The sequence below is a fragment of the Flintibacter porci genome, from assembly GCF_041925195.1.
Classification (GTDB): domain Bacteria; phylum Bacillota; class Clostridia; order Oscillospirales; family Oscillospiraceae; genus Lawsonibacter; species Lawsonibacter porci.
Genome location: NZ_JBHEVB010000007.1, coordinates 19,185 through 31,854, shown reverse-complemented (window position 1 = coordinate 31,854; position 12,670 = coordinate 19,185). Strand labels below are relative to the sequence as shown.

Here is a 12,670-nt window from a genome sequence, read left to right as displayed (position 1 = left end):
CCTTTCTATCGCAGAGACTAGGGATAACCTGAACCAAAAAAGGAGGTTTTCCCGTTGAAACGTCTCTGGCTTGTGCGCCGAAGCGGCGCGCTGCTCCTCTCCCTTGTACTGCTCAGCACCCTCTCTCTCCCCGTCTCCGCCTTCTTCTGGAACAAAAAGGCGTCCTCCCCCACCATCCCCGATTTCTCCAAAAATGCTCTGGTGGGCGACACAGTCACCTTCTCTGACCAGGACTTCTCCGTACAGAACGGGGATGGCATCAAGCTGACCTCGATCACCATCACCGCCCTGCCCGATCCAGGAGCAGGCACTCTGACTCTGGGCGGCCAGCCTCTGGCAGCAGACTCCGTGGTGGAAGCCAGTGCTCTGGCCGGGCTGCGTTTCCAGTCGCTGTCTCAGCCCTCCGTCACTAACACAACCTTTTCCTTCCTGCCTACCTTTGACGACGGTACCCAGGCCAAGCAGCCTACGACTGTCACCCTCTATCTGCTCACTGCCGCCAATGAGGCCCCTATTGCCCGGAACATGGATCTGAGCACCTATAAAAATGTGGCCATCACCGGCTACTTTGACGCAGTGGACAGCGAGGGCGACACCCTCACCTTCCAACTCATGGACACCCCTGCCCGAGGCGCTGTGACTTTGGCGGAGGATGGCTCGGCCAAGTTTGTCTACACTCCCTACGAGAACAAAACTGGCAAAGACTCCTTCACCTATGTGGCCATCGACTCAGCGGGCAATACCTCCTCCGAGGCTAAGGTGACCATTCAGATCAACAAACCGGACACCAAAGTGACCTACGCCGATATGGAGGGTGATCCCGCCTACAAGGCCTCCATCCGCCTGGCCGAGGAGGGCATCTTCGTCGGTTCCTATCTCAACGGGGAATACTTCTTTGACCCCGACCGCCCGGTCACCCGAGCAGAATTTCTCACCATGGCCATGGCCACCGTCGGCATGGCTCCCCTGGAAGATGTGACCACCACCGGCTTCACCGATGATGCGGCCATCCCCACCTGGGCCAAGGGTGCGGTATCCGCTGCCGTGATGGCGGGCGTGATCCAAGGGTCCCGGGATGACTCCGGCGCACCGGTGTTTGATGCCTCGGAGAATATCACCCAGGGCGAGGCCACTGTCATGCTGGATCAGCTGCTCAATCTCAGCGATGTGCCTCTGGAAGTTTTCTCTACCCAAGGTTCCGATGCCCACTGGGCTGGACAGGCTGCCGCCAACCTGGCTGCCTCCGGCGTGATCCGGGTGGAGGAGACCAACTCCGCCGCCCTGTCCACCGGTCTGGACCGGGCTCAGGCCGCCATGCTGCTGGACGGCGCACTTGACGTGCTCAGCCAGCGCGAGGAGGACGGCTGGCTTCCCTGGTAAAGCACAACAGGCTCCCACGACGCTGTCGTGGGAGCCTGCTCTCATTTCTTATGTTTTTCCCGCCAAGCATCCGCCTGAGCCAGCAGCTCCTCCGCGCTCTCCAACAGAGCTGGAGTCACCGCCGCGCCACCAATGAGCCGGGCCAGCTCCTCCCGGCGCTGTTTCCGGTCCAGCCGCTCCAGATTGGTGTAGGTGCGGCCCTCCCGTTCTCCCTTACTCACCGAGAAGTGAGTGTCTGCCATAGCAGCCAGCTGAGGCAAGTGGGTGACACACAGCACCTGCTTGTGCCGGGCCACCTGAGCCATCTTTTCGGCCACCTTCTGTGCCGCCCGACCGGAGACGCCGGTATCCACCTCGTCAAAGACCAGGGTGCCGATCTCATCGTCCTGAGCCAGTACATTTTTCAGTGCCAGCATGATGCGGGCCAACTCGCCGCCCGAGGCCACCTTTTGAATGGGCTTCAATGCCTCGCCCACATTGGCCGACATCAAAAACTGCACCTGATCCATGCCTGTCTCGTCCAGCCCCCATTGGTTATCGATGGGGGAGAATTCCACCTGGAAGCGCACTTTCGGCATATCCAGCTGCCGCAGTTCCTCCTGGACCCGCTTTTCCAGCTTCTCCGCCGCCTTGCGGCGCTGCTGGGACAGGGCCTGTGCCGCCCGGTCCGCTTCCTTTCGAGCCTTGTCCAGTTCTTTCGTGAGCCGGGCAATGGTATCGTCAGCAAATTGGATCTCGTCCAACTCCTTGCGGCACTTATCCAGATACTGGAGCATCTCCTCCACGGTGGCGCCATACTTCTTTTTCAGGCGGTAGAGAATATCCAAGCGGCTCTCCACTTCATCCAGTTCGCCGGGAGAAAACTCCATCTCACGGGTCAGGTCCCGCAGGGTGTCTGCCGCATCGTCGGCGGCGCTGCGCAGTTCGCTCACCTGCCGGGCCAATTCCTCCAAGGCTGCGCTGAACTGAGACACGCTGTCCAGCTCCCCCTCTGCGTCAGCCAGCAGAGAACAAACTCCTCCGCCCTCGTCGTCTCCGCACAGGGCGTACTCCGCACTCTGGAGGGCGTCCATCAGCTTACCCGCACTGCGCAGCAGCGTCCGGCGCTGGTCCAGCTCCTCGTCCTCTCCGGCGCGCAGCTGGGCGCGCTCCAGCTCCCGGATCTGAAAGTTCAGGGTATCCACCCGACGGCCGCGCTCTGCCTCGTCCATCTCCAGGGCAGCAATCTGCTTGCGCAGGCCGTTCCAGGTCTGGTATGCAGTACGGTAGTTTTCTAAAAGTTCGGTGTGTCCGCCGCAGCGGTCCAGATATCCCAGGTGGCTGGCGGGGTCCAACAGCTGCTGGCCGTCGTGCTGGCCGTGGATATTCAGCAGCTGTCGGCCCAGCTCCCGCAGCTGGGCTACCGTCACCAACCGTCCATCTACCCGGCACACGTTGCGCCCATCCCCCTGGATTTCCCGCTGGAGCAACACCTCCCCATCTTGGAGGGCAATGCCGTTCTCCTCCAGCCAGGGCAGGGGCGGCACCTGGGTAAACACTGCCGTCACCAGAGCCGACTTGGCCCCGGTGCGGATGAGTTCCCGACTGGTACGCTCCCCCAGCACAGCGCCGATGGAGTCAATGACAATAGATTTACCTGCACCGGTCTCACCGGTGAGCACGTTGTAGCCCGGTTCAAAGCGGATATCCGCTGACTGGATCAGGGCGATATTTTCAATATGAAGCAGGGAAAGCAAACAATCACCCCCATCTCTTCCGCGCTTACTTCAGCAGCTTATGGACCTCCCGGTTAAACTGCTCGGCGGAAGCGTTGTCCCGCATAATGAGAATTCCGGTGTCATCGCCTGCCAGGCTGCCCACCATCCCCGGAATGTCCATGCTGTCCAGGGCCGAGCAGGCCGCCGAGGCCAGACCGGGCATGGTGCGCACCACCACGATATTCTGGGCCAGATCTACCGATACCACGCCCTCTTTGAAGATATTGCGCAGGCGAACATCGGAATCCACCATTCCCTTACGCTCGGAGACCACATACCGGTAGCCGCCTCCGGCCATCTCCTTGACCAGACGCAGCTCCTTGATGTCCCGGGAAATGGTGGCCTGAGTGGAGGCAAAGCCCCGTCGCTTCAGCTCGTCCAACAGCTGCTCCTGGGTCTCTACGTCCACGGATTGGATGATCTTCAAAATCTCAGCCTGTCGAGCTCGCTTCATGGCACATAACCTCCTAATTTCTGATTGACCACTTGATAAAAGCTCCGCCCTACCAGCCGCACCAGGCGGATGGTATGCTCAGAGCGGCTGATCTCAACGCGTTCATTTCCTGTAAGGCGTATTGCCTTGCCACCATCTACCGACAGATAGATGCTCTTCCGGTTCCCCTTGGGCAGCTGCACCGTGATGGTGCGCTCCGCTCCCAGCACCATGGCCCGCACCGCCAGCTGGTGGGCGCACACGGGCGTGACGATCAGACATTGGGACGTGGGCTCCACGATAGGGCCTCCGGCAGACATGGAGTAGGCAGTGGAGCCGGTGGGGGTAGCCACGATGACGCCGTCCCCCATAAGCTGGCGTATCAGCACTTGGTCGGCAAAGACTTCCATCTCCGCTACCCGGGCAATGGATCCCTTGGAGAACACCGCATCGTTAAGGGCCAGGTCCTGGCTGAGAAGTTTGTCTCCCCGGTAGACCCGAACATCCAGCATCATACGCTCCTCGGTGGTGTAGTCTCCCTTGGCCAGCTGGGTCAAGCGGCCCAGTTCGGAGCGCTCCAGCTCGGCCATAAAGCCTACACTGCCCATGTTGACCCCCAAGATAGGCAACTCATGCAGGGTGGCATCCCGGGCAGCGTGGAGAATGGTCCCGTCTCCGCCAAAGCAGATGAGAAGGTCTGCCTTCGGCAGCTCCTCCTCCATATTTTTCAGCTGTGCGTGGCGGGGCAGCTCCAGCCGGTCCCCTTTCTTGGGCACAAAAGGCAGGCACAGGGCGGTCTCCACCCCGGCGCGTTCCAGAATCTTCCGGGCCTCCAGGGCGGCCCGCAGCCCCCGGTCCCGGTAAGGATTGGAGCTGAGGAGAACTCTCATTCCTCTCCCCCCTTCAGCTGCTGGTGCGAGGCATCCACCAGGGCTTTCAGATCCACCTCACAGTCCGGGCCTTCTCCGGCATAGAGATAACCCAAATATTCAATGTTTCCCTCCGGTCCCCGAATAGGGGAAAAGGTAATATCCTTTACAGAGAATCCAGCGTTGGCGGCATGCTCCAGGAAATGCTCCAACACCTCCAGATGGACCGCAGGGTCCCGGACCACGCCCTTCTTGCCAACCTTGTCTTTTCCCGCCTCAAACTGGGGTTTGACCAGACACACCGCCTGGCCTCCCTCCTTCATGAGAGGCCGCAGGGCAGGCAAAATCAGGTTCAGAGAGATGAAGGACACATCCACAGAAAAGAAATCCAAGGGTTCCGGGATCTGCTCCTTGGTGAGGTAGCGGGCGTTGGTACGCTCCATGCACACCACCTGGGGGTGGGTACGCAGGCGGTAGTCCAGCTGGTTGTAACCCACATCCACAGCATACACTTTGCTGGCTCCATTTTGCAGCATACAGTCGGTAAAGCCGCCGGTAGAGGCTCCAATGTCGGCACAGATGGTGCCCTCCAGCGAGATGGGCCAACAGGCCATAGCCTTTTCCAGCTTCAGTCCACCCCGGCTGACATAGCGCAGAGTTTTGCCGCGCACCTGAATCACCTGCTCTTCTTTCACAGGAGCTCCGGCTTTATCTACCTTCTGGTCGTCCACATAGACTTGTCCGGCCATAATGATGGCCTGGGCCTTCTGGCGGCTCTCAGCCAGCCCCCGTTCTACCATCGCTACATCCAGCCGCTTTTTATTGGTCACGGCCCAGCACCTCCATTGCCCGACGGAACACACCTGCCCCGTCCAGGCCCAAATCTCGTTTCAGCAGGGAAACCGCCCCGTGGGGCACGTAGCCTGCGCCGCAGTTGACCAGCGCCATCCGGGCGGGTACCCCCGCCTCCTCCAGCGCCGCCAGAGCCCGCTGGCCTACGCCGCCCTGCTCTGCACACTCCTCTGCCACCAGCAGTGCGCCGGTCTTCTTGACCGACTCCACCGCCAGAGTGCAATCCAAAGGAGTGATGACATTCCATTTCAGTACCTCGGCCTGAATACCCTGCCCGGCCAGCTGGTCCGCCGCCGAGAGCAGTTCATTTATCTCCATGCCGTACCCTGCCAAGGTAATATCCTTGCCAGTCCTTAATATGACTGCATTTTCTTCGCCCGAGTCTTCCTGATAACCACCTTGGCCGCCCCGGGGATAGCGCACCGCCACCGGGCCGCTGTCTTGGCAGACCGCCTGCTCCAGCATCCGGTCCAGTTCGGAGAAATTGGCCGGCGCATAGACCTTCATGCCTGGGATGGTATCCAGATAGGCCACGTCAAATACACCGTGGTGGGTCTCTCCATCGTCACCCACCAGACCGGCACGGTCCACGGCAAAGACCACATGCAGTCTGTCAATGGCTACATCATGAAGGAGCATATCGTAGCTGCGCTGCAGGAAGGTGGAATAGACGGCAAACACTGGTACTGCCCCCTGCTTGGCCATGCCTGCCGCCATAGAGACGGCACATCCTTCCGCGATACCCACATCGAAAAACCGCTTCGGGAACGCTTTGGAGAAGGGCACCAGTCCGGTTCCGCTGACCATTGCCGCGGTCATAGCACACACCCGACGATCTGTCCGGGCCAGGCGCACCAAGGTGCGTCCAAAAACGGCGGAAAAATTCTCTCCCCCGCTCTTGAGCGCCTTTCCAGTCTCCGGATCAAAGGGAGAAACACCATGGAAGGCGTCGGGATTGGCCTCAGCAGGTGCAAAGCCTTTTCCCTTTACTGTTCTTATGTGCAGGACGACCGGCTCATTCAACGTGCTTGCATAGCGCAGCGTCTTGGTCAGCTGCGCCACATCATGACCGTCTACCGGTCCCAGATAGGTAAAGCCCATATCTTCAAACATGCTGCAGGGCAGCAAGCTCTGTTTTAGAGCCCTTTTGAGTTCGTGGGTCACTTTATAGATCTGACGTCCAAGCCAGAAAGCGTGCATCACCCGGCGGTAGTTCTGCTTAAAGCGCAGGTATTTCGGTTTCAGTCGCTGCCGGGCCAGAAGCTGGGCCACACCACCCACATTGCGGGTAATGGACATCCCGTTATCGTTGAGGATGACCAGCAGCTGCTGACCGCACTGCCCGGCGTTGGACAGTCCCTCATAGGCCAGGCCGCCGGTGAGAGCTCCGTCTCCGATCAGGGCAAGCACCTTGTAGTCCTCCCCCAGAGCAGTACGGGCCTGAGCCATGCCCAGCGCCACCGCCACCGAGTTGGAAGCATGCCCGGCAATGAATGCGTCGTGTATGCTCTCATTTGGCTTCGGGAATCCGGCAATGCCGCCATACTGCCGCAGGGTAGACATCTCCTCCCGGCGTCCGGTGAGCATCTTGTGCAGATAACACTGGTGTCCCACATCAAAGACCAGTCGGTCCCGGCTGGTATCAAACACCCGATGGATGGCCACGGTGAGCTCCACTGCGCCCAGGTTGGATGCCAGATGTCCTCCGGTTCGAGAGACATCCCGCACCAGTTCTTCCCGAAGCTCGGCACAAAGGGCCGTGGCCTCCTGATCGGTCAGATCCTTCAGAATCGGTCTGTTTTCAGTTGTCTCATCTTTTTTTGTCAAGGTAACCCCTCACATCTCCCCAGTGCGTTCACTGGCGTGATCCATTAAAGGAGGATCGGCCCTGCCAGACCAATAACAGTCCCCAAAAGCGCGCCCATGATCACCTGCGGCAGCGTATGGCCCAGGTTTTCGTTCAGACGCTTTTTCTGCTTCATCTCTTCGGGCATCTCGCTCCAGTGCTCAATGACATAGTTGAGTACTTTGGCCTGCTCGCCCGCCGCCCGGCGCACGTTGCACGCGTCATACATAACCACCAGAGCAATGGCAGCAGACAGAGAAAACAGAGGATCCCGCCATCCGCACACCTGTCCGATGGACATAGTCGCCGCACAGACAAAGGCAGAGTGTGAGCTGGGCATATCGCCGCTGCCCACCATACGTTTCAGATCCAGGTTCCGGTTTGCCACGAAGTGGATCAATGTTTTGATCACCTGAGCAATGAACCAAGCGAAGATTGCCAGATCCAAGGTCAGGTTTTCCGTCAAGAAGCCTGTATGATCCATACTGCCCCCTTTCTCTCCCGCTGGGAGACGGTAAGCCTTATTTCGTACGCTGAGCCAGGGTGTTGGCCAGCCACACCAGGAAATCCGGGCTGGCAAACCCGTCCAGAGCGGAGATGGCCTGAGCGGTAAGTTCTGCCACCAGCTCCCGGCTGCGGTCCAGCCCCAGCAGGGAGACAAAGGTGTTCTTCTCCTTCTCCCGGTCAGAACCTGTGGGTTTGCCCAGCTCCTCGTCGGTGCTGGTCACGTCCAGAATGTCGTCCTGGACCTGGAAGGCCCGGCCCAGACACTGGGCATACTGCCGCACCGACTCCCGCTGCTCGGGGCTGCCTCCGGCGGCGATACAGCCAAGCTCCGCGGCCGCGGCAATGAGCGCTCCGGTTTTCAGGCTCTGGAGCTGCTCCAGCTCTGCCCGGGTGAGGCTGCGCCCCTCCCCGGCCATGTCCAGAGCCTGTCCGCCCACCATGCCATCCGGCCCGGCGGCCAGAGACAGGCAGGCCACCGCCTCCACCACCTGCTGGGCGGTGAGCTGGGCCTGGGTCAGAGTCTGGAAAGCGGCGGTCAGCAGGCCGTCACCGGCCAGGATCGCGGTGGCCTCCCCGTAGACCATGTGGTTGGTGGGACGACCCCGGCGCAGCTCGTCGTCGTCCATGGCGGGCAGATCGTCGTGAATGAGCGAATAGGTGTGGATCATCTCCACCGCGCAGGCAAAGGGCAGGGCGGCCTCCGGATCACCGCCGCACATGCGGCAGCTCTCCAGTACCAGCACCGGCCGGATGCGTTTGCCTCCCGCCATCAGAGAGTACTCCATCGCCTCCCGCAGGTCGGCGTAGCGGCCCATTTGGCCTACCCGCTCCCGCAGAGCCTCTTCCACCCGAGCCTGGGTGGCCTCATAGTGCAGGCGAAATACGTCCTGTTCCATTACTCTTCCTCCTGAAACTCCCGCTCCTGGGGCTGGCCGTCGGGTCCGGCGGTGAGCAGCGTAACCTTCTGTTCCGCCTGGTCCAGCATAGCGGTACAAGTTCGTAAAATCCCGGCTCCTTCTTCAAAAAGAGCCATGGCCTGTTCCAGCGGGGCGTCACCCCGCTCCAGCAGGCTCACGATCTCCTCCAGCCGGGCGGTGGACTCCTCAAAACTCAGCTTCTTCTTGGGCGCCATAGGGCACATCCTTTCTCGGCCCGTTATTGGGCCGTATCACACGCGTCGGTCTCCTCCACCCGGCAGGACAGCTCCCCGTCGGACACCCGCAGCCGGAATCGCTCTCCGGGCGCGGCATCGCCGGTGTGGGCGATGATGCCTCCGTCTTGCTTCTGGGCGATGGCATAGCCCCGGCCCAGGACCTTCAGAGGGCTCATGGCGTCTAGAGCGGCGGCCAACTGTCCCGTCCGTGCCCGCTTAACCGCCAACAGATTGGTCATGGCCTGATCCATGCGGCGGCTCTGGTAGTCCAGCAGCACCCGCTTATCCTGGACATAGGCCTTGGGATCGGTAAGCATCCGGCTCTTTCCCAGCCGCTCCAGCTGCTGGCGGCCGCGCAGCAGCCGCTGACGCATCGCCTGCTCCATGCGCTGCTTGCTGCCCAGCAAAGCGGCATACACCTCATTCTGGTCGGGCACCGCCAGTTCGGCGGCGTTGGAAGGGGTAGCCGCCCGCAGATCAGCCACAAAATCGGCGATGGTCACATCAGGCTCGTGGCCCACAGCGGAGATCACCGGAATGTTGGAGTCATAAATCGCCTGGGCTACCACTTCTTCATTAAAAGCCCACAGGTCCTCCATGGAGCCGCCGCCTCGCCCGGTGATCATGAGGTCGGCCACTTGATGAAGGTTGGCCCAACGGATGGCAGCGGCAATTTCCTCCGCTGCTCCCTCTCCCTGGACCCGCACGGGCAGGATCCGCACCTGAGCCATGGGCCACCGGGCCCCCAGGATACGCAGCATGTCCCGCACCGCAGCTCCCGCCGGAGAGGTCACCAGAGCGATGCGCCCCGGCATCCGAGGCAGGGGCTTCTTGTGCTCCTGGGCGAAGAGTCCCTGGCGCAACAATCGTTCTTTCAACTGTTCAAAGGCCACAAACAGGTCCCCCGCACCCTCGGGAGTGAGGCGGACGCAGTACATCTGGTACTGTCCGTCCCGGGGAAAGACGGTCACCCGCCCGGCGGCGATGACCTGCATCCCGTTCTGAGGCCGGAAACGCAGGGAGGCAGCATTCCCCCGGAACATCACGCACCGCAGGGCTCCCTCCCGGTCTTTCAGGGTAAAGTAGTGGTGACCGGAGGGATACATCTTATAGTTGGACAGCTCCCCCCGCACCAACAGACCGGACAGAAGCCGGTCCCGGTCCATAAAGCCTTTGATATATTGTCCCACCTGACTGGGGGTGAGGATGGACGCTTCCTGTCTCATTGGGCTCTCTCCCGCTCCAGAGCCCGCCAGGTCAAAATGGCAGTACCCATGGCGTTGTCGGTGGAAAAGCGGGGCTGAGCAAAGATGGCTCCGCACTCCCGCTCCATTACCTGGCGTAGCAGAGAATTGGAGGCCACACCTCCGGAGCACAGCACAGGCAGTCCCGGGAAGCGTTCCAGCGCCTGCCGGGTGGCCTTCACCACCGCCCGGGCCACGGTCTCCAGAGCAAAGCGGGCCACAGTCTCCGGGGCCTCCCCCTTCTCCGCCATCTGCTTTACCTTATTTTCCATACCCGACAGGGAGAAGGTGCAGTTCTCCACCTTTACCGGGAACGGTTTTACCTTCTCCGCCTGGGCGCTGAGTGCATCCAAAGCCTTGCCCGCGGGGAACTGGAGACCCAGCAGCACACCGGTGCGGTCGATGAGCTGCCCGGCGGAAATATCGCTGGTCCCTCCCAGGATTTCCGCCGTCATAGCTACTCCATCCTGCTCCGGCTCTGCCCGCAGCAGCTCGGTGGTGCCCCCCGACAAATGCCAGGCCAAAAACGGCCCCTCCAGCAGATCCAGCCGCCCGGCGGACCAGGCTGCCGCCGCCAGATGTCCCTGCTGGTGGGAGAAGGCAAAAAAGGGTACACCCAAGGTACGGGCCAGGCACTGGGCCTGGCTGGTTCCCGCCAAAAAGCAGGGCATGTAAGAGCCCTCCACCGCCCGGGGGCGGGTGCTGGCTCCTACGGCCTGGATATTTTCCAGCTGTCCCTGGGACGCCAGCTGCTCCATCAGCTGAGGCAGCTGCTTGACGTGCTGGAACAGGGCGTCGCTCTGCCGCAGACCCAGCTCACCGGGGCGCACCTGAAGCAGCTGGCCCACGTTCTCCCCCTCCCGGCCGTTGAAGACTGCCGCGGAGGTGGTGTAGTTGCTGGTGTCCAGCGCCAAGACGGACATACTTACTCCTCCTCGCCGGCAGAGTCGCTCTTCTCCGGCTTAGCGGGGGTATCGGGGAACTCCGTGCGCACAAAGGTACCCAGAATGCCGTTGACAAAGGCGGCCACTTCCTGGGGCTCATATTTCTTGGTCATCTCCACCGCGGCGTCGATGGCGGCGGCGTTGGGGATATCCGGCATATACAGCACCTCATACATGGCGGTGCGCAGAATAGCCGCTGCCATGCGGGGGATGCGGGCAAAGGACCAGCCCACCGCATAGCGGGCAATGTAGTCGTCCAGCTCCGGTCCATGGGCAAATACCCCGCGCACCAGGTCACGGATATACCGCTCCTGCTTCTCGTTGGGGAACTGGGCATACAGCTGGGACTCCCCACCCAGCTCCTCAAATCGCTCCCGGGTCAGCTCGCTGTCCAGGACCTCCTCGGCGCTCTGGGTGCCAAAGCCCAGAGAAAAGATCAGATGCACCGCAATCTCGCGGGCCGTACTTCTTGTCATAGTGACTCCTCCGTGGCGCAGTAACCTGCGTTCATTTTCGTTCCAAAGTAACATGCACTTGTGGAAACGCTGATTTCACAAGGTATATTATATACATGAATATGCAAAAAAGGAAGCCCTAAAATTCACAAACCCGCACCCCTGCTCCCTTCTTCTCTGCATAATCTCCTGAATATGGAAAAAACGTGATCCGCCCGGAAATCCGGACGGATCACGTTTTTTAAGCGTAGAACCGATGACCGCCGATCACGGCCACACAGGTCTTATGTCGGGAGGCCCAGCTGTTGCTGCAGGAGTCAAAATGGGTGGCTCCCTTGGTCTCTTCCACGACACCGCCGTCCAGCACCAGCTTGGCGGCGATGACGCTGTTCTCATTGGGGGTGCGGTAGGCCAGCTTACCGGACTGATAGGTGGTGAACTGGTTCTTCTGAGCCAGCACGCCCACGATGGTGTTGGGATAGATGGGGTCGTTGACCCGGTTGAGCACTACGTTGCCCACCGCCATCATGCCCTCCAGAGGCTGGTTTCCGCTCTCGGCGTAAATGATACGGCACAGCCAGAACAGATCGTCCTGGTTATAATACTGGTCCGCGGGGGTCAGCGCACCGCTGCCCCGGGTCACAGCCACCACACCGGTGGCGGCGTTCCAGGTCAGGGAGGCGTCAAAGGCCTCGGTCAGCACGGACAGAGGCACCGTCACCCGGCCGTTTACCAGCTGTACTCCCTCAGGGATGTACAGGTACCGGCCGTTGGCCACCAGATACAGCTGTCCAACCTTGGCGGTCAAATTCAGCTTGCTGCTGCGCACCGTCACGGTCTGGCTGCCGCCGTCCCAAACAACAGAGACGGAGGAGTCCAGCTCCTTGGCCATAGGGACCAGAGCCACATAAGTCGTTCCGCTCTTCTGAGTCTTGCTTACCTCCGAGGAGACCGGCTTGCCGTCAACCGTCAAGGTCCGGTCCATGTCCTCTACCAGAGTCAGCACGCTGGAGCCCGCCACTGCGGTTACCATGTGCGCCTGGTCTGCTTCCTGATCGTGAGTTTCGCTGGTCTGAACCAACTGGGCCCCACGGGTCCCTTTCTCAGTTTGGATCTGCCCGGCGGAATCCTCTTCCACCCCGGCACCCATCAGGAGAAGCAAGGCAAAGGCGCTCAGCGTCAGCGAAAACAGCTTTCGTGTCATTGTCTTCACTCCTATTTAGTTACAAA

13 protein-coding genes are annotated in these 12,670 nt (G+C 60.8%); 1 reads left to right on the top strand and 12 read right to left on the bottom strand.

Features of this window, described 5'->3' with window-relative positions; genetic code table 11:
- The first annotated feature begins 54 nt into the window (after positions 1–54).
- A complete protein-coding gene (locus tag ACEVJL_RS08965) occupies positions 55–1,380 on the top strand; it encodes an Ig-like domain-containing protein (RefSeq protein ID WP_374737536.1) in 1,326 nt (441 codons plus the stop codon).
- Positions 1,381–1,421: 41 nt separating this feature from the next.
- On the opposite strand, the gene recN is transcribed toward ACEVJL_RS08965, so the two are convergent.
- The 12 genes from recN to ACEVJL_RS08905 all read right to left on the bottom strand — a co-directional run bounded on the left by recN (position 1,422) and on the right by ACEVJL_RS08905 (position 12,644).
- Positions 1,422–3,116 (bottom strand): DNA repair protein RecN, encoded by a 1,695-nt coding sequence (recN, locus tag ACEVJL_RS08960; RefSeq protein WP_374737534.1) that lies wholly within the window; start codon positions 3,114–3,116, stop codon positions 1,422–1,424.
- Between the two features lie 25 nt (positions 3,117–3,141).
- A complete protein-coding gene (locus ACEVJL_RS08955) occupies positions 3,142–3,591 on the bottom strand; it encodes an arginine repressor (protein ID WP_008980565.1) in 450 nt (149 codons plus the stop codon).
- Positions 3,588–4,460 (bottom strand): NAD(+)/NADH kinase, encoded by an 873-nt coding sequence (locus ACEVJL_RS08950; protein ID WP_374737532.1) that lies wholly within the window; start codon positions 4,458–4,460, stop codon positions 3,588–3,590. Before ACEVJL_RS08950 ends, ACEVJL_RS08955 begins: the two co-directional genes overlap by 4 nt.
- Entirely contained in the window at positions 4,457–5,269 is an 813-nt protein-coding gene (locus ACEVJL_RS08945; protein WP_008980563.1) for a TlyA family RNA methyltransferase, read from the bottom strand. The genes ACEVJL_RS08950 and ACEVJL_RS08945 overlap by 4 nt, the downstream gene beginning before the upstream one ends.
- Positions 5,259–7,118 carry a 1-deoxy-D-xylulose-5-phosphate synthase gene (dxs, locus tag ACEVJL_RS08940; RefSeq protein ID WP_374737531.1) on the bottom strand — a complete coding sequence of 620 codons (1,860 nt, stop codon included), beginning with the start codon at positions 7,116–7,118 and terminating at the stop codon, positions 5,259–5,261. The genes ACEVJL_RS08945 and dxs overlap by 11 nt, the downstream gene beginning before the upstream one ends.
- A 44-nt stretch (positions 7,119–7,162) precedes the next feature.
- The gene (locus ACEVJL_RS08935) at positions 7,163–7,621 is read right to left on the bottom strand and encodes a divergent PAP2 family protein (protein WP_374737530.1); all 459 of its coding nucleotides are present in this window, start codon (positions 7,619–7,621) and stop codon (positions 7,163–7,165) included.
- A gap of 37 nt (positions 7,622–7,658) precedes the next feature.
- Positions 7,659–8,540, bottom strand: a complete 882-nt coding sequence (locus ACEVJL_RS08930) for a polyprenyl synthetase family protein (protein WP_374737529.1) — start codon at positions 8,538–8,540, stop codon at positions 7,659–7,661.
- A complete protein-coding gene (gene xseB / locus ACEVJL_RS08925) occupies positions 8,540–8,776 on the bottom strand; it encodes an exodeoxyribonuclease VII small subunit (RefSeq protein ID WP_008980559.1) in 237 nt (78 codons plus the stop codon). Before xseB ends, ACEVJL_RS08930 begins: the two co-directional genes overlap by 1 nt.
- Positions 8,777–8,799: 23 nt before the next feature.
- Complete coding sequence (gene xseA, locus ACEVJL_RS08920) at positions 8,800–10,023, bottom strand: exodeoxyribonuclease VII large subunit (protein ID WP_374737528.1); 1,224 nt, start codon at positions 10,021–10,023, stop codon at positions 8,800–8,802.
- Positions 10,020–10,964, bottom strand: coding sequence for a Kae1-like domain-containing protein (locus ACEVJL_RS08915; RefSeq protein ID WP_374737526.1), 945 nt, complete (start codon positions 10,962–10,964; stop codon positions 10,020–10,022). Before ACEVJL_RS08915 ends, xseA begins: the two co-directional genes overlap by 4 nt.
- Positions 10,965–10,966: 2 nt before the next feature.
- Complete coding sequence (gene nusB, locus ACEVJL_RS08910; RefSeq protein WP_008980556.1) at positions 10,967–11,461, bottom strand: transcription antitermination factor NusB; 495 nt, start codon at positions 11,459–11,461, stop codon at positions 10,967–10,969.
- Between the two features lie 220 nt (positions 11,462–11,681).
- Positions 11,682–12,644, bottom strand: coding sequence for a cell wall hydrolase (locus tag ACEVJL_RS08905; protein ID WP_020989594.1), 963 nt, complete (start codon positions 12,642–12,644; stop codon positions 11,682–11,684).
- Positions 12,645–12,670: the final 26 nt, after the last annotated feature.